Here is a 24,704-nt window from a genome sequence, read left to right as displayed (position 1 = left end):
TTGGACGATCCTCATGATGCTCAGCCGTTCTGGGGGCCAGGCTGAGCGATCTTCGGCGTCGCCGGGGCGATCAAATCGGCGTTCCAGTACTGGTTTAGGTAGCCCTTGTCGTTGACTCGAATCGAGACGGTGAGCCCATTGGGGAACTGCGCTGGGCCAACGAAATCGACCGGCGGCTTGTCCTTGCGACCGGTCTGGCGAACCTGGATCACCTCGCCATTTACGCGACCGAACTGGTCACGTGAGGTCAAAGCGACCTGGACGTTGAACAGTGTATTTCCATCCTCGTCCTTCTGAACTTCGTTGTCGTACACCACTTCGCTGTGCCCGAGAACCATTACCTGATCAAACTTCGACGCATCGACGGGAAAGATACTGATAGCCATTTTGTTTCCTATTCCGAGAACTACTCTTTCAACAACAAAGAGAGCGATGTAGTATCGCTCTCTTTAAGAAGAGCGTAATTCATTCGAGCGAGGAATACCAGGCCATTCTCTATCTTGTACTAGTTTTCGAGGCTTAACAACCTCGCGAGCGCATGTGCTATTGAAGCCCCACTTTTGACCATGAGCGCTCCCCCCTTATGACCCGTGAATAGATGCGCCCGGCGCGTCACAGTTCGATACGAGGTCTTGACCTCTCCGGTCGCAGGATCGATCTGGTGTCTCGGCACGCGGCGCCGCATTACTCTGGGACCGCCGATGTGCGCCGCGCGCGTGTCCCGAGGTGCATCTGCACTCATACGGCGCAGTACTCGCTTGATTTTGACCGCCTCAGGCCCGGAAAGGGGGATGTCCTGAGTGACTTTGCGTAGCCCTCTGTAGCCCCAGAACCTTCCTGGACCCGAGCCCTCTGCCATCCACTCATCTGGGACTCGATGCTGATATTCCTTGCTTCCCTTCCCAGGCGCGGCATGCCGAACAAAATAGACCCGAAGCCCATCCACGTCGTAAGGGTCTACGAGGTCGTTGAAGTCATACTGGGCACCTGCGAGTTCATGCTTTGCACGCTCCTCAGGATCTGGAGCACTGCAAACATCGGCCCACGTGGCCTTGAGCCAGTCGCCAAACATGAGACCTTCGAATCGCTTGAAGGCGGTGCGGGTGCGAGACTTGACGGCCGAGACTTCCGCGTATGGAACATCGGTGAAGAAGTGTATGTGAGGAGCACCGCGACGCTGGAATTCAAGCTTCCATACACAAAGGAGTGGGCCCCACGCTCGTTCATATCTATCGAAGAACTTCTCCATGAGCCTCTTGAAGGCCTTCCCCGTAGGTGCAACAGAGATCCAGTTACCCGGAAGAGTCAACGTGACCATTCCCACTCGGCGACCTTCACGTTGAAACATCGGACCGTAGTCGAGTTCTCCCATTGCAAGCATTAGCTTGCGCCTAGAACCAGATGACCAATGGGATATAGGAACCTTATTCGAGAGAGCTGGCTTCACAGAGGTCCCTTGTAGCCGCTCCTGCACGTCACGAAACTCATCATGACTTGCATCTCTGTACGATAGACGGATCACGCCGGGTGAAACGTGGAGTCGAATATCTCTTTCATCCAGGGAATCGGGATGAAGCTCAATCCGGTCAAACGCCTTGGCGGCCTCAATGATGTCTTCAGGAGAGTCAAATCGCTTCGCCCTGATGATCACCATGCGGTGCCCCCTGGCATCACAGAAGAGGGCAGTGATCTATATGATCGACGAGATATAAGACATAGAACAAGCGGGGCCCTGACGCGCGCTTCTGGCGCTCCGCTTCGCTTCGCGCCCTGGGCGCGCACAGGGTCGGTCACGACCGGCCGCCGTAGAACAGGGAGATTTCTTCTCCGAGGCCGACGACTTCCTCGTCAGTGAACCCTTCAGGAAGACCCGCCTTCTGTAGCGACTCCTCTAGCCACTGCTCGAAGCTCCAACACGACACGATTGCACTCCAGTTCGCCTGACCGCGAGCTGGAATGCGAACCGAAGTTGCATTTCCGTTCCTCAGAAGTTGTCAGTTAGTCCTCTGAGGGATCGGTACCTGATAGGCAGCGACCGGTCGGCTACGTTCCCTGTGCCTTGCTCGTACATACCAGGGCTACGTCCGGAAGCATCCGGGAGCTATGTCGTTTCGAGAGAGAATAGCAGCCTCTACGAGAGTTTTCCACGTAGTAGAATAGTCACTTGATCAGGGCTTTCTACTACATAGGCGAATCATAGAGGGAACAACTATCAGCTAACTCGCACACGCATCCACGAAGGGCTGGCTCAGGTCGACGCGACGGCCGGTGGCGTTGAGCATGCGCTCGACGATGGAGCGCACCTCATCCTCCGTGAGGGCGAGGGGCAGACGCATCGCGCGGCCGTCGCGTGCGGCGAAGATCCGGTCGGGAGCGTTGATCCAGATCTCCTCGATGGATTCATCAGCGAGATAGGGCTCCAGCGCGCCGAAGCCTGCGACCGAAGCGAGCACCTGGGCGACGCTCTCCGCCTCGTCTTCGATCACGCCACTGCCGCGCGCCAGCGCTCGATCGTTGTGCCGGTGGATCTCGGAACGCGCCACCTGGAGGGCTCGCTCACGCTCGCGCGTCGGGTCGATCTGCTCCTCGCGCAGGCGATCACGCACCCGCTCAGCGACATCGGACACGGCAACACGAGTGGACAGCATGGCGACATCCTGGCGAGAGCAGGCGCGGCGCATTCATCCCTGTCCACAGTCACGCGAGGCCGACGGATTCGCGCACTCACCATTCATGGCAGGATCACAGGTTCTCCCCCGGCACTTCCCCAGAGTGAACGTGGGGGTGAACGCATAGAATCAATTCTGCGCGGGTGTGGTGGAACTGGCAGACACGCAGGATTTAGGTTCCTGTGCCTCAGGGCGTGTGGGTTCAAGTCCCACCACCCGCACGGCCAGACGGCCTTTCTTGCCGCCAGACCAGAACAGGAATCCGCCAGTGCATCAGCTCGGACTCATCCCGTGGCTCGACCCACAGGTCATCATCGAAGCCGCGGGGCCATGGGCACTGCTCGTGGTGTGCGCGATCGTCTTCGCAGAGACAGGTCTCCTCATCGGCTTCCTGTTGCCGGGCGACACGCTGCTGATCATCTCGGGCCTGCTCACCCACACGGTCAACGTTTTCGGTCTGAACATCTGGTGGGTCAGCCTGCTGATCGGTCTCGCCGCTTTCGTCGGCGGCGAGGTGGGGTATTACATCGGTCATAAGGGCGGACCCGCGATCTTCGAGAAGAAGGACTCGGGCCTGTTCAGCAAGCAGAACGTGGCTCGCACCAACGCGTTCTTCGAGCGCTTCGGCCCGATCACGGTGATCCTGGCTCGCTTCGTGCCAATCGTGCGCACCTTCGCCCCTGTTGCGGCCGGTGTCGGCCACATGCCGTGGAAGCGCTACAGCCTCTACAACCTCATCGGTGCGATCCTGTGGGGCTTCGGCCTGACCTTCGTCGGATACCTCATCGCCTACATCCCCTGGGTCGCCGACTTCGTGACCGAGTACATCGACGTGATCCTGATCGCGGCTGTCGCCGGCTCCGCGCTGGTCACGCTGGTGCACTACCTCAACGAGCGCCGCAAGGTCGCGAAGGAGAAGGCTGCGGCTCCGACGGAGGAGCCCACCATCTGAGAGCGGTGAACGAGTGATGCCCTGCCGATTCGGCAGGGCATCACTCGTTCACCCGGCGGCTGCCTCGCCGCCCGCCTTGTCCGTGCGGGCGGCGCGGGAGCGCTCCACGCTGGCGCGCAGCGCGTCCATCAGATCGATGACCTCGCCGCCGCCGGTGTCGCCGCGCGGACCGAAGGTCTCCTCGGTATCGACGGCATCTCCGCGCTCGAGCTTGGCGTCGATGAGCGTGCGCAGCTGCGACTGATACTCGTCGGTGAAGCCGGCGGGATCGAAGTCGGACGCGTAGGTCTCGACCAGCGCAGCCGACAGCTCCAGCTCCTTCTCCGACACCGGCTCGGCGTCGGTGAGTGAGGCGAACGCCGGCTCGCGCACCTCATCCGCCCACAGCAGCGTCTGCAGCACCAGCACATCACCGCGCACGCGCAGCGCCGCGAGCCGCGTCTTCTGCCGCAGCGTGAAGCGCACGATGGCTGTGCGATCACTGCGCTCCAGGGTCTCGCGCAGCAGCAGGTACGCCTTGGGCGACTTGCCGTCCGGTTCCAGGTAGTACGGCTTGTCGAGCAGGATCGGATCGATCTGCGCATTCGGAACGAACTCGACGACCTCGATCTCGCGGCTGCGCTCCGCGGGCAGTGCGTCCAGGTCGCTCTTGGTCAGGATCACGGTCTGCTCGCCGTTGTCGTAGGCGCGATCGATGTCCGAGAACGGCACGATCTCACCGTCGAGCTCGCAGATGCGCTGATAGCGGATCCGCCCGCCGTCGGCATTGTGCACCTGGTGCAGGGAGACGTCGTGGTCTTCTGTGGCGGAGTAGACCTTGACCGGAACATTGACGAGGCCGAACGTGACGGCACCCTTCCAGATGGAGCGCATGGCCCCAGTACACACCACGGTGACGTCCCGCTGCCACCCCGGAGCGGAACGCGCGCCGGAGCGGTCGATGTCCTAATCTGACCAGGTGGCAGAGGCATCGGTGAACGTGCAGGTGGAGGGGCGCTCGCTGCGTCTCAGCCACCTCGACAAGGTGCTCTATCCCGAGACCGGAACCACCAAGGCCGAACTCATCGACTACTACGCACGCATCGCACCCGCGCTGCTACCACACGTCGTCGGTCGTCCGGTCACGCGCAAGCGCTGGCCCGACGGCGTCGGTACCGCCGCTGCGCCGCAGGAGCCGTTCTTCGCCAAGCACCTGGAACCCGGCGCGCCCTCGTGGATTCCGCGCAGCGGCATCGACCACAGCACGGGAACCAAGGACTATCCGCTGGTCACGGATGCCGCCACGCTGGTCTACTTCGCGCAGTCCGCCAGTCTCGAGCTGCACGTACCCCAGTGGCGATTCGACGCTCAGGGCCAGCCGGCCTTCCCCGATCGGCTGGTGCTGGATCTGGATCCGGGCGAAGGCGCGGGGCTCGCCCAGTGCGCCGAGGTGGCCTTCCTCGCGCGCGATCTCCTGCGCGGCATGGGGCTGGAGCCCTTCGCCCTCACCAGCGGCGGCTCGGGAATCCATCTGTACGCGCACCTGGACGGCACCGCATCGTCCGAGCAGACCAGCGCAGTGGCGAAGGCGCTCGCCCGCGCCCTGGAGCAGGACCGGCCGGATCTCGTCGTGAGCGGGATGGCGAAAGCGGCACGCGTGGGACGGGTGCTGATCGACTGGAGTCAGAACAACGGCAAGAAGACAACGATCGCGCCGTACTCACTCCGCGGGCGCCTCCGCCCCACCGTCGCGGCCCCGCGCACGTGGGAGGAGCTCGGATCCGTGGATCTGCGCCAGCTGGAGTTCACCGAGGTGCTGGACCGCGTGGCCGAGGACGGTGATCTGCTCGCGGCACTCGACCCGGCACCCGGGCTCCTCGCCGCCTACCTCGCCAAGCGCACCCGCCCCACGCCGGAGCCGTTGCCGGCCTCGTCCGATGCGCTGCCCACCGACCGGAGGCGCTTCGTCATCCAGGAGCACCACGCCTCACACCTGCACTACGACCTTCGCCTTGAGCGCGACGGGGTTCTGGTGAGCTGGGCTGTGCCCAAGGGGCTTCCCGAGAGCAGTGAGCAGAACGTGCTGGCGGTGCAGACCGAGAATCACCCGATCTCGTATCTGGGCTTCGCCGGCACCATTCCCGCCGGCGCATACGGTGCGGGAACGATGTCGATCTGGGATACGGGCACCTACGAGCTGGAGAAGTGGCGACCCGACGAGATCATCGTGACGCTGCGCGGAAGCGGCCCGGCGAGCGACGTGCGCATCGCGCTGCTTCGCACCGAGGGCAGCGGCGAGAAGTCGAAGTGGCTGCTGCATCGCACCCGATCCGCCGTGCAGACGGTGAAATACGCACCGCAGCCGGCGCCGACCGGCTTCACCGCGCCGATGCTCGCGGTGGGAAGCACCGCCCCTCTCGCTGTGGCAGCGGCGCGTCGATGGGGATCGTGGGTCGAGTTCAAATGGGATGGCGTCCGCGTCATCGGCGTGTGGTCGCAATCACGCCTGCGGCTGTTCTCCCGCACCGGAGGCGACATCACGGCGCGCTATCCCGAGATCGCCGCAGAAGGATCGGCGCGCTTCGGCGCGGCGGATGCCATCGTCGACGGTGAGATCGTCGCCCTCGACGCCAACGGGCGCCCGGACTTCCCTCGCCTCCAGGATCGGATGCATCTCACGAAGGCGTTCGAGATCGAGCGCGAGGCGGCACGCACCCCCGTGTCGTACTTCCTCTTCGACGCCCTGCATGCCGATGAGGACCTGACATCCCGGCCGCTGCACGAGCGACGCCGGGCGCTCGAGCGCATCGCTGCAGACGCCGGTCCCGCCATCATCGTGCCGCCGGTGTTCGACGATGTTCTCGCCACCCTCGATACCGCGTCCGATCGCAGTCTCGAGGGCATCATGGTGAAAGATCCCGCCTCGCCCTACCGCCCCGGCGTTCGCAGCGAATCCTGGCTGAAGGTGAAGCTCACCTCCACCCAGGACGTCGTGATCGGCGGGGTTCGTCCGGGCAAGGGGAACCGCACCGGTGCCATCGGATCGCTGCTGATGGGGGTCTGGCAGAGCGACGGCACGCTGCACTATGCCGGCCGGGTCGGCACGGGTTTCAGCGAGGAGGCTGCGGCAGCGCTGCTGCGTCGGCTGGTCCCGCTGGGAATAGCCGAGCCGGCGTTCAGCGATGTCCCCGCCGCGGACGCGTCGGATGCCATCTGGGTACGCCCGGAGCTGGTGGGCGAGGTCGAGTTCGCGGACTGGAGTCCGAACGGGCACCTCCGTCATGCACGCTGGCGCGGCCTACGCGCCGACATCGATCCTTCCTCCGTCGTGCGCGAGACGTAGGAGCCCATGCCCTGCGCCATCAACGGTGCACGACGTCGTCGTGCTCGGCGTGACCGTCTGGTTCCAGCTGGAAGGTGGAGTGCTCCACGTCGAAGTGCTGGGACAGGCACCCCTGCAGATCGGCGAGCATCCGGGCGCTGCCGCCGTCGCTCAGCACGTCCGGATCCACCACGACGTGGGCGGTGAACACCGGTGCGCCGCGAGTGAGTTGCCAGACATGCACGTCATGGACGGCCCGGACACCGGGATAGCCGAGGATGTGCGTGCGGATGTCCGGGATGTCGGTGCCCTTCGGCGCGGACTCAGCCAGCACGGAGATCACCTCGCGCAGCAGGGTGAACACACGCGGCAGGATCATCGCGGCGATGAACAGCGAGGCGATGGCATCGGCGCGTACCCAGCCCGTGGCGAGGATGACGATGGCGGCGATGATGACCCCGACGGATCCGATCAGGTCACCCATCACCTCGAGGTACGCACCGCGGACGTTGATCGACTTCTTCTGCGCCGCGGACAGCAGCCACATCGAGACCGCGTTGGCCACGGCTCCCGCCACCGCGATGATGAGCATCAGCCCGCCCTGCACCTCGGCCTCACCAGGGTTGATGAGCCGCTGCACGCCCTCGACGCCCACCGTGATCGCGAGCACGCCCAGAATCACCGCGTTGATGAGCGCGCCCAGCACCTCGGCCCGCTGGTACCCGAACGTCCGCCGGTCATCCGCGGGCCGGGCGGCGACGGCGCTGGCGATCAGGGCGATCACCAGCGCGGAGGCGTCGGTGAACATGTGTGCTGCATCGGCGAGCAGCGCCAGGGAGCCGGAGAGGATGGCGCCGATCACCTGCACAACCATGACGGTCGAGGTGATGGTCAGGGAGATCGCCAGCAGGCGCCGGTTCCCTGCGCCTCGGATTCCGGTGGACGGTGCGTGATCGTGCATGCCTCCAGGCTAGGCGGGCCCCACGGGTGCGCGGGGCCGTTTCGCCTAGTCGGGAATGAGGACGATTATCAGCGTCAGAGCGCGGCGAGCAGCGGCTGCAGCGCCACGAACGCGCGCGACCGATGCGACTGCGCATTCTTCTCGGCGGGGCTCAGCTCGGCGGCCGACCGAGTGCCCGGTGTGCCGTCTGAATTGTCGGGAAGAAAGACCGGGTCATACCCGAAGCCGTTCTCACCGCTCTCGCTCGTGGCGAGTCGCCCCGGCCAGATCCCCTCGACCGCGTGCTCCTCGCCGCTCGGTGTGACGAGGGCGATCACCGAGGTGAAGAACGCCGCGCGATGTTCGGGGGCGAGGTCGCTGAGCTGATCGAGCAGCAGACGGCGGTTGGCGACGTCGTCCTTCTGATGTCCTGCCCAGTAGGCCGAGAACACACCCGGGGCAGCCCCGAGCACCGCAACGGTCAGCCCGGAGTCATCGGCGAGCGCCGGAAGTCCGGTGTGTGCGGCCGCCGCGCGCGCCTTGATCAGTGCGTTCTGAGCGAACGTGGTGCCGTCCTCCACCGGCTCGGGACCGTCGTAGGCGACCACGGTGAGGTCGGGCCGAACCGCCGCGACGATGGCCTGGAACTCGGCGACCTTGTGTGCGTTGTGGGTGGCGAGGACGACGCGATCGACGCTCACGCCAGGACCGCCGTCTGGATGTCGCGCAGATTCGCGCAGCCCGCGACACCGAGCTCGAGCAGAGCGTCGAGCTCGCGCTTGTCGAACGGCGCACCCTCGGCGGTGCCCTGCACCTCGACGAACAGACCGCGACCCGTGACCACGATGTTCATATCGGTCTCTGCGCGGACGTCCTCGACGTAGGCCAGATCGAGCATCGGGGTGCCGTCGATGATGCCCACGGACACGGCGGAGACCGAGTCGATGAGCGGCTGCGAGCGCTGACCGATGAACTTCTTCTCGCGTCCCCACTCGATCGCATCCGCGAGCGCGACGTACGCGCCGGTGATGGCGGCCGTGCGGGTTCCACCGTCTGCCTGAAGAACGTCGCAGTCGATGACGAGCGTGTTCTCCCCCAGCGCCTTGGTGTCGACGACGGCGCGCAGGGCGCGGCCGATCAGTCGCGAGATCTCGTGCGTGCGTCCGCCGACGCGGCCCTTGACGCTCTCACGATCGTTGCGGCTGTTGGTCGCGCGCGGCAGCATGGCGTACTCCGCCGTCACCCACCCCTTGCCCTTGCCGGTCAGCCACCGCGGAACGCCGTTGGTGAACGATGCCGTGCACAGCACACGAGTCCCCCCGAAGCTCACCAGAGCCGATCCTTCGGCGTGCGCGCTCCACCCGCGCTCGATGGTGACGGGGCGAAGCTGGTCGGTGGCGCGGCCGTCGGCGCGAACGATCTCGGTCATGGGTCTGCGTCCTCTCGAAGGGATGGTGTGCCGCGGGCCGCTCTGTGGCGGCGCGTCAGCTGATCTGGGGAAGGCGGATGGCGGCGGTGTTGACCAGCTGGACCCGGTTGACCTCGGTTCCCATCAGCCGACGTGCCAGCGCGACGAACTCCGCCTCGCTCGTGCCGGTGGCCTCGTAGGTGCGGGTCGGAACGGAGTCCGGGGACGCGAGCTCTCCGCGCGTGACGAGCGTGCGGTAGACATCGTTCGCGGTCTCGACATCGCTGGAGACCAGGGAGACCTCGGGGCCCATCACGTAGCTGATGGCGCCCTTGAGGAACGGGTAGTGGGTGCAGCCGAGCACCAGGGTGTCGATCTCGGCTTCACGCAGTGGAGCCAGGTACTCCTCCGCGACGCGCAGAAGCTCGGGCGAGCTGGTGATGCCGGCCTCGACGAACTCCACGAAGCGCGGGCACGCCTGAGCGAAGACGGTGAGGCGGGTATCGATGCCGAGCATGTCCTGGTAGACCCCCGACGACACCGTTCCCGCGGTCCCGATGACGCCCACGCGGCCGTTGCGGGTCGTGGCGATAGCCGTGCGGACGGCCGGATTGATGACCTCGATCACGGGGATGTCGTAGCGTTCTCGGGCGTCGCGGAGCACGGCCGCCGATGCCGTATTGCAGGCGATCACGAGCATCTTGACGCCCTGATCGACGAGCGTGTCCAGCACCTCGAGCGAGAACCGACGTACTTCGGCGATCGGGCGGGGACCGTACGGAGTGTGCGCCGTGTCGCCGATGTACACGAACGACTCGTTCGGCAGCTGGTCCCCGATCGCGCGAGCGACCGTGAGCCCGCCCACCCCGGAGTCGAAGATCCCGATCGGTGCGTCAGACATGATGCGTCCCAGCCTACGCCGCCGCGTGGGCTCCCCGTGCAGCGGTCCACGGCTCGTCGCGGCGGACGCTGGACGGGGCGCCCTCCGCGCGCGAGTAGGATTCCGAGCATGACCGGTTCCTCCGCGCTGCTGACCGACCGTTATGAACTCACGATGCTGGATGCGGCGCTGCGTGATGGCACCGCCCACCGCAACTGCGTGTTCGAGTTGTTCTCCCGCCGTCTCAGCGGCGGTCGTCGCTTCGGCGTGGCGGCCGGCACCGGGCGGCTGCTCACCCTGCTGCGCGACTTCCGCTTCGGAGACGACGAGTTGCGCTACCTCACCGACAACCAGGTGGTCAGCGCGGAGACGCTACGCTTCCTTGCGGACTACCGCTTCAGCGGATCGATCACCGGCTACCGCGAGGGCGAGCTGTACTTCCCCGGCTCACCGATCCTGACCGTCGAAGGCACGTTCGCGGAGGCCGTGATCCTCGAGACCCTCGCGCTCAGCGTGCTGAACCATGACTCCGCTGTCGCCACGGCAGCGGCCCGCATGTCGGTCGCCGCGGGTGACCGTCCGCTCGCGGAGATGGGGGCGCGCCGTGCTGCCGAGGAGTCGGCCGTCGCGGCCTCCCGGGCTGCCTACATCGCGGGCTTCGGCGCCACCAGCAATCTGGAGGCCGGACGCCGCTGGGGCATTCCCACCATGGGCACCGCCGCCCATGCCTGGACGCTTCTGCACGACACGGAGGAGCAGGCCTTCCGCTCGCAGATCGAGGCATCCGGCGTCGGCACCACTCTCCTCGTCGACACCTACGACATCACCGCCGGTGTGGACCTCGCGATCCGCGTGGCCGGTACCGGTCTGGGTGGTGTGCGCATCGATTCCGGCGACCTGCCGATCGTGGCCGCTGAGGTTCGCGCCCAGCTGGACGCCCTGGGCGCCGTGGACACGCGGATCACGGTCACCAGCGACCTCGACGAGTACGCCATCGCGGCGCTGGCCGTCTCCCCCGTGGACGCCTACGGAGTCGGCACGTCTGTGGTCACCGGTTCCGGCTACCCCACGGCGAGCATGGTCTACAAGCTGGTCGCGCGTCAGGGCGATGATGGCGGGTGGGTGGCCGTCGCGAAGAAGAGCGCGGACAAGGCGTCCACCGGTGGCCGCAAGGCCGCCTTCCGTCGACTGGAGCGCGGGAAGGCGACCACCGAGCTCGTGGTGGTGTCGGACGGCTTCGAGAGGGTGGAGACGGCGAGCGAACACCCGGATGCGCGGGCCCTGCAAGTTCGCCTCGTCGACCACGGTGAGATCGATGCGACCTTCGAAGGCCCCGCTGGCACAACGGCGGCGCGCGAACACCACGCGATGGTGCGTGAGGAGCTCCCGGTGCGCGGGCTCGCCCTCAGCAAATCCGATCCGATCATCCCGACCGTGTTCGTGGACGCGGAATAACCCCGATCTCTGCAGAACGGCCCGCCGGACTCCGGCGGGCCGTTTGCGCGAGTCAGCTCATCAGCGACTCGTACACCTTCTTGCAGTCGGGGCAGACCGGGAACTTCTCCGGGTCGCGGCTGGGGACCCACTTCTTGCCGCACAGGGCGCGGATGGGCTTGCCCGTCAGCGCGGATTCGAGGATCTTCTCCTTCTTCGCGTAGTGCGAGAAGCGCTCGTGATCTCCGGGCTCGATGTGCTCCTCACGCAGGAGCTCTTCGAGCTCGCGGTCGAGAGTGGCGATGCCGCCCTGGTCGGGGTGGTCCAGCGGAGTGCTCATTGGCCCATCGTACCGCCCGCATGGCGGCGCGGGACGGGCTCGAACTCAGATCGCCTCGGCGAACTCCATGATGCGCGAGCCCTGCCGTTCGAACAGAAGTGCTCCCAGCGCCACACCCACCGCGAGAACGCCCACTCCCATTCCCAGCCCGATCCACAGCGTTTCCATCGCGGCGGGAAGGTCACCATCGACGGCGCGCAGCGCGGCGGCGAGGGCGGGGGTGCTCAACAGGATCGCGCCGATCAGCACCAGCGCCTGCGCGCCAATGCCCGAACCGGCTCGCTGCGGCTGCTGGAACGGGCTGTCGCCGGGTCGGGTCACCGGATACGGCGACACCACCGAGGAGACGGAGGAGAGGCCGAGGCCGGTGAGGAACAGACACAGCGCCACCCCGACCAGCGCGGGAAGCATCGACCAGCGGCCGTAGAGCGCGATGGATACGGCGATCGCGACGGCCAGCAGCGGCAGGGCGATGAGCACGATGGGAACCAACCGCCCGATCCGATCGGCCAGGCCCCGGACGCCGCTCACGATGTGCAACCAGATCGCGGTGGAGTCGTAGGCGATGTCGTTGTGCGGCATCCAGCCGAGGAAAAGCGCCATGATCGGCACCGGGACAAGCGCCACGACCTGCGGAGGCACGCCGGCGACGAGGAGCGGCAGCGCCGCGATCACCGAGGCGATCGGCACCACGGCGACGTTGACGATGTAGCGGCGATCACGCGTCCAGTAGACGAGCGATCGGGCCGCGACGGCACCGATCGCGTTGCCCGGCAGCACGCTGAACCAGCCGAGGCCGCGTTCGCGACCGGTCTGCGGCCGCTCGGTGGTGATCAGCGCATGACGCACAACGAGGAACCAGGCGCCCACCAACACGATGAGTGTTCCCACCGCGACGAGGCCGCCGGTGAGGAGAGCGCTGTGGTCGCTCAGAACATTGCCCGCGATGCCCCAGGACGCGCCGAACGGCGTGTTAGCGAGAATCTCGGTGAGCGTGACGAGCTGGCTGGGGACGACACCCCGCCACTGCAGGGATCCCAGGAAGACGACAACGGGAACGATGACGATCACGAGCGCCAGCACGAGCAGCCCGGTCATCTCCCGGCTGCGTCGGTCGCGTCCGAATCGGGCCGCTACGGCCATGCTGAGCCGCGACACGATCAGGCAGGACACATACGCCAGCAGCAGCGTGGTGATCGCGACGAGTGCGGACACGCCCTGACTGGTCCACATGATCATCAGCGAGACGGCCACCGCGAGCAGCGCCAGCGATGGCAGGGACACGAGCATGCCCAGAAGCAGTGTGCCCGCGAGCGGGAGGGGCGACAGTCCGAAGACCGCGAACCGTCGCGGAGCAAGCTGGTCTTCGACGCCGGCGACGGCGGGGCCGACGGCTGCCCCGAAAGCCAGCGCTGACCCGCCGAGCACGGATACGACATGCGCGACCTCACCGCTGTCGGCACGCAGCGACAGGATCGCCGTGCACACGGCGACAGTCGCGGCGATGAGCAGCAGAGCACCAATGATGTTGCGGGCGCTCTGGGCACGATCTCCGCGGATCGCACCGAACAGCAGCGCGAGTCTCAGTCGGAGAACGTGTGCAACCACTCCAGCCCCTCCACCTCTGTGAGTCCGCCGGACAGCTCGACGAATCGCTGCTCAAGAGTCAGATCGCCGCGCACCTCGTCGACGGTGCCCTCGGCAAGCACCTGGCCCGCGACCACCACGGCGACGCGGGAACAGACGCGCTCGACCAGTTCCATCGTGTGGCTCGACAGAATGACCGTGCCGCCACCCGCCACGTACTGCGACAAGATTTCGAGGATGACCGCTGCGGAGACCGGGTCCACGGCCTCGAACGGCTCGTCGAGGACCAGGAGCCGCGGACTGTGGATCATGGCACCAGCGAGCATGACCTTCTTCGTCATGCCGGCCGAGTAATCCGAGACCGCGCGTCCCAGCGCGTCGGTCAGGTCGAACGCGCGCGCAAGATCGGCAGTCCGCTTGTCGACGACTCCCGGCTTCAGTCCACGCAGGAGGCCGTAGTAGTGCAGCAGCTGGCGTCCGGTGAGGCGGTCGAACGTGCGGAAGCGGTCCGGCAGGACCCCGATGAGCTTCTTCGCCGCCCGAGCTTTCTGCCGCGCATCGATGCCGGCCACGGTGATGGTGCCACGATCCGGCCGCAGCAGACCCGAGATCATCGACAAAGTGGTCGTCTTGCCGGCACCGTTCGGGCCGACGATGCCGTAGAAGCTCCCGGTCGGGACAGTCAGATCGATCTCGTCCACGGCGTGGGTGCCACCGAAGTCCTTCACCAGGCCGCGGGCAACCAGCACAGCGTTTGCCGGATCCACCGGCTCCGCGGTCTCCGTCACTGCGGCGGGCCGGGTGCGCGCGGCGGCACCCACAAGCGGTGCGAGAAGGTGCGCCTCGGGGTGGGACGCAGTGTCGTGGGCTGCCTCATCGAGGGCGCCCCCGGAGTCCGACCCATCGCGGGGAGTGTCGGCGCCGCCATCATCGAACGCGGTGCCATCGGGTTCGGACGCGATCCCGAGAAGCTCGTTCATCTCGGCTTCGGCTTCGGCTTCGCCTTCAACGTCGGCGTCGGGGCCGGCTTCGGCTTCAACGTCGGCGTGTACGTCCGACTCGACGTCGGCCTCTGCTTCGGCGTCGGCCTCTGCTTCGGCGTCGGCCTCTGCCTCTGCGTTCTCGGTGGCCGACTCGTTGCTCGCATCCGCATCGTCGGCTGAAGGCTCGTCGGACGCGGGTTCGTCGGTGAGCACGTCGCCGGCCCCCGCGTCGTCGGAGTCAGCCTGCTGAACCGCTTCATCCGCCGCGATGGTGTTCGGGTCCCCCTCGGACGTGTTCTGCGTCGACTCGCTCTCGAGCGTCCGCAGGTCCGACGACGTTTCCACCGCCTCTGCGTTGGCGGCACCCTCTGCAGTCTCGGCCGCGTCATTCGTCACGTCAGTGGTCCCCCTGTCCGAACCGACGCCCGCGATGACGGCGTCTTCGGACGATGCTACGGAATCCACGCCCTCCAAGCCACCGACGCCGACGGCGGGAGCAGGGGCCGGGGTGGACGGGGATGCTGCCTTCTTGGCCGGCTGACGCGTGGTTGTTCGTGCCGATGTGGCCGCTCGAGCCGTCGTCTTCGCGGCCGTTGTCTTCGCGGCCGTCGTCTTCGCGGCCGTTGTCTTCGCTGCCGTCGTCTTCGCTGCCGTCGTCTTCGCGGCCGTCGTCTTCGCTGCCGTCGTCCTCGGGGCCGTTGTCTTTGCAGCCGATCGCTTCGGCGTCTTCGCCGCATCGGCGTCCGTGACGGTTGCACCCTTCGCCGGTGCAGCCTTCGCCGCTGTGGACCGGGTCGTCGGGGGCTTTGTCGTCGCCGACTTGGCCGGCGTAGATTTCGTCGGCGTGGTCTTCGCGGTTGCGGCTTTCACGGTTGTCGCCTTCGCGGTCGTCGTCATCGCCGTCGTCATCTTGGCAGCCGCGCCCTTGGCAGCCGTCGCCTTCGCAGCCGTCCCCGTCGCAGCCGTCGTCTTGGCAACTGTGCTCTTCGCCGTCGTTGCTTTCGGTGTGGTCGACGCGGCGGTCGCCGGCTTCGCGTCGGACGCACGCGCACCGGTTGTACGAGGCCGGCGCGGCGCGGGTGCCGGAGGTGCCGATGCCGGCTCGGTAGCCTGTGCATTTCCAGGCGCCTCGTCGGCGGCCGTGTCCTCACCCGCAGCTCGTGCCGTGGCGGTGCGTCGAGGGGCGGCGGCCTTTTTCGCGGCCGGGCGTTTCGCCCCTGTTGCCGCGGCGGTGCGTCGCGGCGCTACCCGCGGTTTTTCCCCGGCGCCCTGCGGTTCGTTGACATCGTCAGGGGAATCGGGCGCCGTGCTCATCGTCTCAACGTATCAACCGGATCCTGACCGTTTCCGCGCCAGGCGGCGATGGGGGAAATTGGGGTCAGAGTTCGGTGAAATTGGGGTCACTCAGCGGAGTCCGCGACCAGCGGAGCGGGAGACAGGGCGGGTTCACAGCCATATCGCGCGGAAATCTTAGTACCATGGTCGAGACACGAGGGTGTGTCCTGCCGGTGAACCGGCAGTGAACACCGTATCGAGGAGCGATAAGAGCGTGAAGATTCAGACTGTCATTCTGGCTGCCGGCATGGGTTCGCGTCTCGGTCGTTCGCTGCCGAAGCCGCTGACCGAACTGTCCGACGGCCGCAGCATCATGCAGCAGCAGCACGACAACATCCGTGCCGCCTTCGGCTCTGCTGCACGCATCACCACGGTCGTCGGCTATCGTGCCGAGGCCATCGTCGAGGCGTTCCCGCAGGTCGACTATGTGCACAACGATCGGTACGACCAGACCAACACCTCGAAGAGCCTCCTGCGCGCTCTACAGGCCACGGGCAAGTCCGGTGTGCTGTGGATGAACGGCGACGTCGTCTTCGATCCGCGCGTGCTGGGTCGAGCCATCGCGCTCATCGAGCGTGAGCAGTCGTTCGTCACCGTCAACACCTCCAAGGTCAGTGACGAAGAGGTCAAGTACACCCTCGCGGCAGACGGCACCGTTGCCGAGCTTTCGAAGACCGTTCGTGGTGGCGTGGGCGAGGCCGTTGGTATCAACTACATCTCCGCCGCCGACAAGAAGGCATTCATCCGCCAGCTCACGCGCGTCGACGACCAGGACTACTTCGAGCGCGGTCTCGAACTCGCGATCGCCGAGGACGGCATTCGCATCGAGGCGATGGACATCTCCGACCTCTACGCGGTGGAGATCGACTTCGCTGAGGACCTCGAGCGGGCGAACCTCTTCGTCTGACAATGCCGCGGAAGGTTCACACGATCCATTCGCTGCCGGCGGATGCACCGTGGCAGGGCGGCAAAGCTCCGCAGGCTGACTCCGATACGGTCGATCCATCCGGCTTGATCCGTGCGATCGACGTGGCGTTGCGCGTGCAACGACCCGCCGTCCTCGCACACCTGCGCGGTATTCGCCTGCGTCATCCGGACGTGACACCCGACCAGCTCATCCGCATTCTCGAACGTCGCTACCTCGCCGCTGTCACCACGACGGGGGCGGCCGCCGGCGCGACGGCCGTGGTCCCGGGAGTCGGAACGGGCATCGCGCTGGCCATCTCCGGCGCCGAAACCGTCGGCTTCCTGGAGGCCACCGCCCTGTTCGCACAGTCGGTGACCGAGGTGCACGGCATTCGACTCACTGATCCCGACCGTGCGCGGGCACTCGTTCTCACGCTCATGCTCGGCAGCGAGGGCACCGCGCTCATCCGTCAGTTCGCGGGCGAGGCGAGCGGACGCGCCGCTGCGCGCGGAACGTTCTGGGGCGACCTGATCACCAAGACGATCCCGCGCGCTGCCATGGGCCCCGTGCTTGACCGGCTGAAGCATCTCGCCATGACGCAGCTGGCCAAGATCGGCGGCGCCTCGGTCATCGGCAAGGTGATGCCCTTCGGCATCGGTGCCGTCGTGGGTGGCGGCGGAAATCACCTGCTCGGCCGACGGGTGGTGTCCTCCTCCCGCACCGCCTTCGGCCCGGCGCCGATGATCATGCCCGCCGAGATCGAGCCCAAGCCCGGTTCCCAGCCACTGGAGTCGCATCTGGGTCACGCCGCCCGTGGCGCGGCCCGCACGCTCGGCACGGTCGCCTCCTCGGGCGGTCGCGCGGCGAGCCGGGCGGGCTCGGCTGCCATCGAAGCGCTGCGGCGACCTCGGGGATCGGCGAAGGACTCCCCTGCTCCGGAGGTCACCACCGGCGAGGACTCTCGCTGAGCATGAGCCCCGCACGTGCGTGAGTACACCCGCGCCGTCTCAGACCATTCCGTGGCCCGATGACGCAACGCCGCAAACCCACTCAGTCGGGCTCGACCTCATCCGGGTCGTGCTCGTCCACAGCCTCGGCCCGGCGCGCCGAGAGCTCAGCGTCGTTCCATTCCTGCCAGCGCTGCATGAGCAGGTCGATCGCCTCGTGGAAACGCCGCGTCGACGCACCTGGCGTGGTGTCACCGAAGTAGTGACGTGACCACAGTGCGAGACGCGCCGTGGACGTCTCGTCGTGCTGGACGCGTTCGATCTGAGCGACGATGTCATCGGCCTGATCCACCGTCAGCCACTCGCAGTCGCTGAGGTATCCGGCCGTGTCCACATCTGCGCGGGGATCCGACGGACGCGTGACGAACAGCGGCCGTCCCGTGGCCAGACGGTCGTAGACCATGGCGGAGATATCGACGACGGCCACATCCGCGGCCGCCAGCTGCCAACCGAGATCGGGCCCGTCGTCATACACGTGCTGTGCCGTCGGATCCGCCGCGTTCGCCGCCGAGAGTGCCGCGATGATGCGCTTGTTGGCGGCGCCGAAGGCCTCGTTCTCCACCCCCGACCGCGGGTGCGGGCGATAGATCACCCGGTGCCGGCCTGTGGCGAGGAGCGCCGACACCAGCTTCTCGCCGTGCGTGGCGACAGAGCCGTAGAACGCCGTCGGGCGATCGCCCTCCCAGGTGGGCGCGTAGAGGACAACCGTGCGACCGTCCGCCGTGTACGGGAGTGTTCCGCTGAAGTGATCGGCCTGCGGGCGGCCGATCTCCAGTGCCCGACGATCCAGATCGTAGTCCCACAGCACGCGCCCGAGCCGCTCGCGGGCCGCTTCGCCCGCGATGAAGGCGTAGTCATAAGCCTTGTACTGATTCGTAGTCATGTACATCTTGTCGGACTCGCCGTGGTTGATGAACACGTGCCACCGACGGCCGTAACGGAACATCTGGAAGTTCCGCGTGTTCTGGTTCACGTACAGCACGATGCGGATGTCCTGCTGCGCGATGACCGTCTCCAAGTCACCGACCTTCGGCACGAATGCGACCGGCAACCCGCTCTCTTCCAGCAGCGCGGCCGCGCCAGGCGCATTACGGGCGAGGATCAGCACGGGCCATCGCTCCGCCAGCTTCTGCAGCGGCTTATACCACTGCCGCATCTGGTACAGGTTGACGTCACTGTCCGCGAAGTACACCGCCACCTGGAAGCGGTGCAGCGGAAGCGCTCCTTCCGCGCGCAGCCGCTGACGCACCTCGATGACCGCGTTGCGCGACGCGATCGCACGGCGAACGAGGGCGACAGCCTTGCGGGCATCGGAAAGAAGGGGCATCCCTCCAGAATACCGGAGCGGCTTGTCCCACCGCCGGGGCGTGTGCATGGGATGATCGAACAATGCGCGACAGAGAGCCAGCGGTGGATCCTGCCGACGGAGTCTCGTTCGTGATGCCGGTGCTGAACGAGCTGGACTACCTCGAACGTGCGGTGTACACGGTGCTCGAACAGCGCATCGACGGACCGATCGAGCTGGTCCTGGCTCTGGGGCCGTCAACCGACGGCACGACAGCGTTGGCGCACCGACTGGCGGCAGCCGATGCCCGCATCGTGCTCGTCGACAATCCACGAGCCGACATCCCGGTCGGTCTCAACCTGGCGATTCGCCAGGCTCGGTTCCCGGTCATCATCCGGGTGGACGCTCACTCCGAGCTGGCCCCCGGCTACGCCGGCCGCGCTCTGGAGACACTCGCTCGAACCGGCGCCGCCAACGTGGGCGGGGTGATGCACGCGGACGGGCGCACTCCGTTCCAGGGAGCTGTCGCGCGCGCTTACAACTCCCCCGTGGGTCTGGGCGGCGGGAGCTACCACGGGGGTGGCGAAGAGGGCGAAGCCGAATCCGCCTATCTCGGCGTCATGCGGCGTGCCGCGATCGAGGAGATCGGCCTGTTCGACGAGAGCATCCGTCGTGGCGAGGACTGGGAGCTCAATCTGCGCCTGCGCCAGGCCGGCTACCGCGTATGGTTCGATCCGAAGCTCTCCGTCACCTACTGGCCCCGGGAGAGCTGGTCACGCCTCGTGCGGCAGTTCTTCGCCACCGGGACGTGGCGCGGCGAACTCGTCCGACGCTTCGGCCGACGCAACTCGGTACGTTTCTTCGCCCCGCCTCTGCTCGTGCTGGATGTGGCACTGTCGCTGATCGTCGCCGGGCTTCAGCTCAGCGGGGTCGTGACGGGAGTGACCAGTCTCGTCCTCTCCCTGGTCCACCTTCCCGTTGTGGCCTACGTGCTGGTCATCCTCGCCGCCGCCACCACACAGTTGGGCGGCGACACGATACGAGATCGCCTCTGGACGCTCGCCGTCCTGCCCACGATGCACCTCTCCTGGGGTGTGGGATTCTTCGTGGGCTTCCTGCGTGGCGCGCACGCCAGCGTGGATACCTCTCGGCTCGGCGGTCGCAACACCCCGCTGCCCTGACCGGCGCCGATCAGTCCAGGTCGATCCAGCCGCGATCGATGATCCGAGCGACCACGCGTTCCGCGGCACGACCGTCGTCTCGATCGTTGAAGCGCTGCTGCCAGCGTCGGTACTTCTCCGCGTAGTCATCGGCCGCGGTGGCGTCCGCGAGCGCTGCCACCAGTTCGTGCTGGGTGCGAACGACCGGGCCAGGTGCCTCACGTTCGAGGTCGAAGTAGAACCCACGGAGTTCACCGCGGTAGTGCTCGATGTCCGGCACGAAGAACGCCATCGGCTTGCCGGTCGCCGAGAAGTCGAACATCACAGACGAGTAGTCGGTGATGAGCACGTCGGCTGCCAGCAGCAGCTGCGATGTGTCGGGGAAGCCGGTCACGTCAAGGACCCGCGGCCCGCTGGTGTCCTCTCCCGGAAGCAGGGTGCGGGAGTGACCGCGAACCAGGACCACGGCTCCCAGTTCCTCGGCGAGCGAGACCGGATCGAGGAAGTCGACGATCCGTTCCCTGTCGTCGCGCCACGTCGGCGCGTACAGCACCACGCGCTCATCGGCCGCGATGCCCAGCCGCTCGCGAACCGCTGTGCCGGAGCCCGTGACCAGGACATCGTTGCGCGGGTAGCCGTCCACCCACAGGCCGCCGCGGAACGCATACGCCGCTCGCAGAATGCGCGCCGCGTACGGGTTCTGCGCGAGCAGGGCGTCCCAGCGACGCGCCTCTCGCCAGACCGCGACGGCGCGACGCGGGTCGAACCCCGGTCGGTGCAGGGCGAGACGCTTGAGCGGGGTGCCATGCCACGTCTGCAGCACGCGCTGTCCGCGCCGCCGTGCGTATCGGCGTCGCAGCCAGTCGTTCACCACGAGCAGGCGCGCGGCTGCCCGTGCACGCCACCACTCCGGCGTGCCCTCCACGACCGCGACTGCCCCTTCCGGAACCTCGACGGAGCGGTCCACCACGCTCCAGTAGCGAGTGACGTCCGGCGCACGCGCGGCGAGTTCGCGGTCTATGGCGAGTGGGTTGCAGCTCGCGTTGCGTCCGTAGAAGCTCTCGAAGAAGACCGCGTTCTCCAGCGTGTCGCCTGCTTGCGAGACATAGCGACGCTCGAGTGCCGATTGACCGTCACCGGAGTCGTACACCGGGTCGATCGGCGGCGCGATGACGACCTCATCCCCGGTCATGCGGACGCGCAGCATGGGCAGGAGCGTCACGGGCAGGTGCAGGTCGACGGCAACGGCGGCGGGCTCGATGCGGTAGCTTCCCGAGGGCAGCGGCAGTTCGGGCCCGCCCAGGCGCGAAGCGAGCAGCGGAAGTGTGGCCCGCCACGAGTCTGCTGAGGTCTCGATGACCGCGGCGACTCGCGCACGCGCCCCGACGAGCTCGATCCGCTCCGGGGCTTCGCCGGTGCCGGAGAGGAGGAGGGCGTCCTCCCCCAGCTCAACCTGGGTCATCGTCGTCCCTTCCGCCGGGCCGCGGCGCGCCGGCGTTCGATCGCGCGATGCACGCGCTGGGTGTTTCCGCCGTCGCGGAAGGCATGCACCTTCTCCGACAGTCGCTCGGCGCGCGCCACCCGCGCGGCGAGCACATCGGGATCGGACAGCGTCTCGTCAAGCTGCCGCGCGACGCCGGCCCAGCCGCGCTGGTAGTCGTCGCCCGCGACATCGCGGAAGCGCGCGTAGAAGCCTCGTCGCGCGGCATAGGACTCGAGGTCCGGGACGAGGAAGTGCACGGGCATGGGCACGAGCCCCGCGTCGTAGGCCAGCGATGAGTAGTCGGTGATGAGCCCGGTGATCGCCGGCAGTGCTGGCGTGACATCGCGCAGCACATCGCTGCCGAGCAGGCGGATCCGGTCGGTCAGATCGGCCGAGGCGTATGCCCCCACGCCCAGCGGATGCGATCGGATGAGAAGCGCAGCGTCGTGACGCTGCAGCATGTCGGTGAGTGCTCGCCAGTCCGCCGCGGTCGGGACAGCGGGATCCGACTCGCCATCACGCCAGGTGGGCGCGTACAGCAGGATCCGCTCGGGAAGCTCGCCCACGGCGGCCTCCAACACCGCGCGCGCCTGCGCCAGACGCTCCTCCGCGGTGCCGCGCGACAGGACGTCGACGCGAGGTTCGCCGCTCACGACGATGCGCTCGTCGGGCAGCCCGAACGCCGACTCGAGCCGGCCGCGAACGAGGTGCGAAGCCGCGGGAAGCAGCGAGATCCGTGACTGCGCGTACCCGTACATGCGGGCGAGCACACGCGAGACGAGCGCCGACCGGGGAAGAAAGCGGCTGCGCACCGTCTCCGGCGAATCAAGACCGATGCGCTTGAGAGGGATTCCATGCCAGAGCTGGACGATGAAGGCACCGCTCACCGCGTACGGATTGACGTCCCCGAAACCATGGCTGACCACGATCACTCCGGCGCGCGCCGTGGCGAGGAACCCCGCGATCGAGCGCTTGCGTCGGGTCGGAATCCCCTGCGCAGCGGCGTCGCGCGCATCCCGATCGTTGTCCACCAGCCAGACGGCGCTGACGCCGTGTTTCTGCTCCTCGCGCCAGAGCTCGAGGGGTCCGTCACCGATGCCCGCGCCGCAGCCGAACACCCAGGAGTCGGTGCGCGGGATCACCAGTGTGGCGAGCCGTCCCAGCGCATACAACGGGATGCGCGCGAGCTTGGCCGCGTTTCCCGCGCCGAATGAGAAGGACCCCACCCGGCGAGCCTATCGCGCGGTGGGGTCCTTCTCTTCGTTGGGCGGGTGTCCGCCCGGTTACTTCAGGGTTCCGAGGGTGACGGTCGTCTCCTCCGTCTTTCCGTCGCGAACGTACGTGACCGGGACCGTGGCCCCGGCGGCCGCAGCACGCACCTGCGCGGTGAGGTCGACGCCGCTGGTGATGGGCACACCGTTGAACTTGGTGATGATGTCGCCCTCCTTCAGACCGGCGGCCTCTGCCGCACCTCCCGCCACGATGCCGGCCTCGCTCGAGCTGCCGGACGAGATCACGGCACCCTCGATCGTCGCACCCTCGACGGCCGACGCGTCGCCGACCATGGCACCCAGGAGACCGTGCGAAGCCGAGCCGTTGCTAATGATCTCCTCGGCCACGCGCTGAGCGACGGAGGCTGGAATCGCGAAGCCCACACCGATGTTGCCCGACTCGCTCGACGCGGACGACGAGCCCGCCGAAGCAATGGCGACGTTGATGCCGATCAGCTTGCCTTCGCCGTCCACCAGAGCACCACCGGAGTTTCCGGGGTTGATGGCCGCGTCGGTCTGGATCACCGAGATCGAGATCGAGCCCTGCGACTGGGTCTGCGTCTGCTGACCCGGCAGGTCGAACTGGAACGGGCTCTGGCCGTTCTGCTGCTGGTCCTGCTGCGACTGGTCAGCAGTGGAGTCCGGCACCGCCGACGACTGGATCTGGATGGACCGGTTCAGCGCCGAGACGATGCCCTGTGTGACCGTGTTGTCCAGTCCGAGCGGCGCTCCGAGCGCGACGGCGGTCTCGCCGACGTTGAGCTTGGTCGAGTCACCCCACGTCACCGGGGTCAGTCCCGAGGCGTCCGTGAGCTTGATCACGGCCAGGTCGTACAGCGGGTCCAGCCCGACCACGGTGGCCGTGTAGATGCGTCCGTCCGAGGTCGTCACGTGGATGGTGCCGTCTGCCGTCTGGCCGCCCAGGGTCACCACGTGCGTGTTCGTGAGGACGTAGCCGTCGCTGCTGAGCACCACGCCGGAGCCGGTGCCGCCGCTCTGGCCGGCGTCCACCGAGATCGTCACGACGCTGGGCAGCACCTTCGTGGCAACCGCCGCCACCTGGTTCACACTGTCCGGGTTGTTGATCGTCACGGTCTGCGGGCCGCTGGCGGACTGAGAGGCGCTCGTCGCGAACAGCGACTGCCCCGCCCACGCACCGCCAAGTCCGGCGGCTCCGCACACCAGGGCACCGACCACGAGGGCACCGACGAACATGCCGGTGCGCGACTTGCGCTTCGGCTCGGCGGCGACGCCCAGCGGGGTGGGTGCCGCGTACGAGGCGGCCGACGCGGTAGGCGACCCGAACGCGGCACCGTACTGCGGGTGGTGCGTGTGTCCGCCGAAGGTGCCCTGTGCGGGGTTCGTCGCACCGTAGGCGGGCGCAGCGGCGCCCTGCGGTGCGCTCGGGTATGCGGTCTGGCCGGCGCTCGGCGCGGGGAAGCCTGCGCCGGCGCTGCCGGCTCCGAGGGGCACTGTGGGCGCGGTCTGGGAGATCGGCGCGACGGGGGCCACCGGCGCACCCGGGGTCACGGGCGTCGTCGGCGCGGTCTGGGAGAGAGGTGTCGCCGGCGCGACAGGGGTGGTCGATGCAGGCTCCGAGGTCAGCGGCTGCTGGTTCTCGGGAGCGCCGACGACCGGCGACACGGGCTGGTTCGTCTGGTACGGGTTCGACGCGTCGTCGTGACGGTCATCGCGGTTGTCGCTCATGATTGCTCCTTCTCCGAAAGCTCTTTCAGAGTGCACCGGGTTTCTGTGCGTTTCT

At 67.1% G+C, this 24,704-nt stretch carries 22 protein-coding genes and 1 tRNA gene; 8 read left to right on the top strand and 15 right to left on the bottom strand.

Annotated features, from left to right (window positions below; genetic code table 11):
* Positions 1-20: 20 nt before the first annotated feature.
* From ABTV68_RS07855 to ABTV68_RS07845, 3 genes are all read right to left on the bottom strand, one after another.
* Positions 21-386 carry a hypothetical protein gene (locus tag ABTV68_RS07855; RefSeq protein ID WP_433677072.1) on the bottom strand — a complete coding sequence of 122 codons (366 nt, stop codon included), beginning with the start codon at positions 384-386 and terminating at the stop codon, positions 21-23.
* Between the two features lie 119 nt (positions 387-505).
* Complete coding sequence (locus ABTV68_RS07850; RefSeq protein ID WP_433677071.1) at positions 506-1,654, bottom strand: rolling circle replication-associated protein; 1,149 nt, start codon at positions 1,652-1,654, stop codon at positions 506-508.
* A 562-nt stretch (positions 1,655-2,216) separates the two neighbouring features.
* Complete coding sequence (locus ABTV68_RS07845; RefSeq protein WP_433677070.1) at positions 2,217-2,648, bottom strand: hypothetical protein; 432 nt, start codon at positions 2,646-2,648, stop codon at positions 2,217-2,219.
* Positions 2,649-2,808: 160 nt separating this feature from the next.
* Between ABTV68_RS07845 and ABTV68_RS07840 the strand changes: the two genes are divergently transcribed.
* Positions 2,809-2,890: transfer RNA gene (locus ABTV68_RS07840), tRNA-Leu, on the top strand.
* Positions 2,891-2,937: 47 nt separating this feature from the next.
* Entirely contained in the window at positions 2,938-3,621 is a 684-nt protein-coding gene (locus ABTV68_RS07835) for a DedA family protein (protein WP_433677069.1), read from the top strand.
* 48 nt (positions 3,622-3,669) lie between these two features.
* Here ABTV68_RS07835 and ABTV68_RS07830 read toward each other — a convergent pair whose 3' ends face one another.
* Positions 3,670-4,494 carry a Ku protein gene (locus tag ABTV68_RS07830; protein WP_433677068.1) on the bottom strand — a complete coding sequence of 275 codons (825 nt, stop codon included), beginning with the start codon at positions 4,492-4,494 and terminating at the stop codon, positions 3,670-3,672.
* Between the two features lie 85 nt (positions 4,495-4,579).
* Here ABTV68_RS07830 and ligD point away from each other — a divergent pair, with 85 nt between their 5' ends.
* Positions 4,580-6,943: a non-homologous end-joining DNA ligase gene (ligD, locus tag ABTV68_RS07825; protein ID WP_433677067.1), complete on the top strand. Its 2,364-nt coding sequence runs from the start codon at positions 4,580-4,582 to the stop codon at positions 6,941-6,943.
* A gap of 19 nt (positions 6,944-6,962) precedes the next feature.
* On the opposite strand, the gene ABTV68_RS07820 is transcribed toward ligD, so the two are convergent.
* From ABTV68_RS07820 to murI, 4 genes are all read right to left on the bottom strand, one after another.
* Positions 6,963-7,883 carry a cation diffusion facilitator family transporter gene (locus ABTV68_RS07820; RefSeq protein ID WP_433677066.1) on the bottom strand — a complete coding sequence of 307 codons (921 nt, stop codon included), beginning with the start codon at positions 7,881-7,883 and terminating at the stop codon, positions 6,963-6,965.
* A 74-nt stretch (positions 7,884-7,957) separates the two neighbouring features.
* Entirely contained in the window at positions 7,958-8,563 is a 606-nt protein-coding gene (gene rdgB / locus ABTV68_RS07815) for an RdgB/HAM1 family non-canonical purine NTP pyrophosphatase (protein ID WP_433677065.1), read from the bottom strand.
* Positions 8,560-9,291 (bottom strand): ribonuclease PH, encoded by a 732-nt coding sequence (gene rph / locus ABTV68_RS07810; RefSeq protein ID WP_433677063.1) that lies wholly within the window; start codon positions 9,289-9,291, stop codon positions 8,560-8,562. The genes rdgB and rph overlap by 4 nt, the downstream gene beginning before the upstream one ends.
* 55 nt (positions 9,292-9,346) lie before the next feature.
* The gene (murI, locus tag ABTV68_RS07805) at positions 9,347-10,171 is read right to left on the bottom strand and encodes a glutamate racemase (protein WP_433677062.1); all 825 of its coding nucleotides are present in this window, start codon (positions 10,169-10,171) and stop codon (positions 9,347-9,349) included.
* A gap of 108 nt (positions 10,172-10,279) precedes the next feature.
* Between murI and ABTV68_RS07800 the strand changes: the two genes are divergently transcribed.
* On the top strand, positions 10,280-11,605 hold the full coding sequence (locus ABTV68_RS07800; RefSeq protein ID WP_433677061.1) for a nicotinate phosphoribosyltransferase: 1,326 nt from the start codon (positions 10,280-10,282) through the stop codon (positions 11,603-11,605).
* A gap of 52 nt (positions 11,606-11,657) precedes the next feature.
* Here ABTV68_RS07800 and ABTV68_RS07795 read toward each other — a convergent pair whose 3' ends face one another.
* The 3 genes from ABTV68_RS07795 to ABTV68_RS07785 are packed head-to-tail and all read right to left on the bottom strand — an operon-like array spanning position 11,658 to position 14,959.
* A complete protein-coding gene (locus ABTV68_RS07795; RefSeq protein WP_231089700.1) occupies positions 11,658-11,924 on the bottom strand; it encodes a DUF3039 domain-containing protein in 267 nt (88 codons plus the stop codon).
* A gap of 45 nt (positions 11,925-11,969) precedes the next feature.
* Positions 11,970-13,532, bottom strand: a complete 1,563-nt coding sequence (locus ABTV68_RS07790) for a hypothetical protein (protein ID WP_433677060.1) — start codon at positions 13,530-13,532, stop codon at positions 11,970-11,972.
* Positions 13,508-14,959, bottom strand: coding sequence for an ATP-binding cassette domain-containing protein (locus ABTV68_RS07785; protein WP_433677059.1), 1,452 nt, complete (start codon positions 14,957-14,959; stop codon positions 13,508-13,510). The genes ABTV68_RS07790 and ABTV68_RS07785 overlap by 25 nt, the downstream gene beginning before the upstream one ends.
* Positions 14,960-15,038: 79 nt before the next feature.
* On the opposite strand from ABTV68_RS07785, the gene ABTV68_RS07780 reads away from it, so the two are divergent.
* From ABTV68_RS07780 to ABTV68_RS07770, 3 genes are all read left to right on the top strand, one after another.
* Positions 15,039-15,968: a hypothetical protein gene (locus ABTV68_RS07780; protein ID WP_433677058.1), complete on the top strand. Its 930-nt coding sequence runs from the start codon at positions 15,039-15,041 to the stop codon at positions 15,966-15,968.
* 75 nt (positions 15,969-16,043) lie between these two features.
* Entirely contained in the window at positions 16,044-16,736 is a 693-nt protein-coding gene (locus ABTV68_RS07775) for an NTP transferase domain-containing protein (protein WP_433677057.1), read from the top strand.
* A 2-nt stretch (positions 16,737-16,738) separates the two neighbouring features.
* Positions 16,739-17,704 (top strand): hypothetical protein, encoded by a 966-nt coding sequence (locus tag ABTV68_RS07770; RefSeq protein WP_433677056.1) that lies wholly within the window; start codon positions 16,739-16,741, stop codon positions 17,702-17,704.
* Between the two features lie 82 nt (positions 17,705-17,786).
* On the opposite strand, the gene ABTV68_RS07765 is transcribed toward ABTV68_RS07770, so the two are convergent.
* A complete protein-coding gene (locus ABTV68_RS07765; protein ID WP_433677055.1) occupies positions 17,787-19,070 on the bottom strand; it encodes a CDP-glycerol glycerophosphotransferase family protein in 1,284 nt (427 codons plus the stop codon).
* 62 nt (positions 19,071-19,132) lie between these two features.
* On the opposite strand from ABTV68_RS07765, the gene ABTV68_RS07760 reads away from it, so the two are divergent.
* Positions 19,133-20,209 carry a glycosyltransferase family 2 protein gene (locus tag ABTV68_RS07760; RefSeq protein WP_433677054.1) on the top strand — a complete coding sequence of 359 codons (1,077 nt, stop codon included), beginning with the start codon at positions 19,133-19,135 and terminating at the stop codon, positions 20,207-20,209.
* A gap of 10 nt (positions 20,210-20,219) precedes the next feature.
* Here the strand turns inward: ABTV68_RS07760 and ABTV68_RS07755 are convergent, their stop codons facing one another.
* From ABTV68_RS07755 to ABTV68_RS07745, 3 genes are read right to left on the bottom strand one after another with little or no spacing between them, the layout of a single operon-like run.
* Positions 20,220-21,650 carry a CDP-glycerol glycerophosphotransferase family protein gene (locus tag ABTV68_RS07755; RefSeq protein ID WP_433677053.1) on the bottom strand — a complete coding sequence of 477 codons (1,431 nt, stop codon included), beginning with the start codon at positions 21,648-21,650 and terminating at the stop codon, positions 20,220-20,222.
* Complete coding sequence (locus tag ABTV68_RS07750) at positions 21,647-22,897, bottom strand: CDP-glycerol glycerophosphotransferase family protein (protein WP_433677052.1); 1,251 nt, start codon at positions 22,895-22,897, stop codon at positions 21,647-21,649. Before ABTV68_RS07750 ends, ABTV68_RS07755 begins: the two co-directional genes overlap by 4 nt.
* Before the next feature lie 57 nt (positions 22,898-22,954).
* Positions 22,955-24,649 carry a trypsin-like peptidase domain-containing protein gene (locus tag ABTV68_RS07745; protein WP_433677051.1) on the bottom strand — a complete coding sequence of 565 codons (1,695 nt, stop codon included), beginning with the start codon at positions 24,647-24,649 and terminating at the stop codon, positions 22,955-22,957.
* Positions 24,650-24,704 lie beyond the last annotated feature (55 nt).

It is taken from the genome of Microbacterium gorillae, assembly GCF_050990725.1.
In the GTDB taxonomy this organism is placed as follows: Bacteria; Actinomycetota; Actinomycetes; order Actinomycetales; family Microbacteriaceae; genus Microbacterium; species Microbacterium gorillae_A.
The sequence above is the reverse complement of the archived record's forward strand: the minus strand, read 5'-3'. Positions and strand labels throughout refer to the sequence as shown.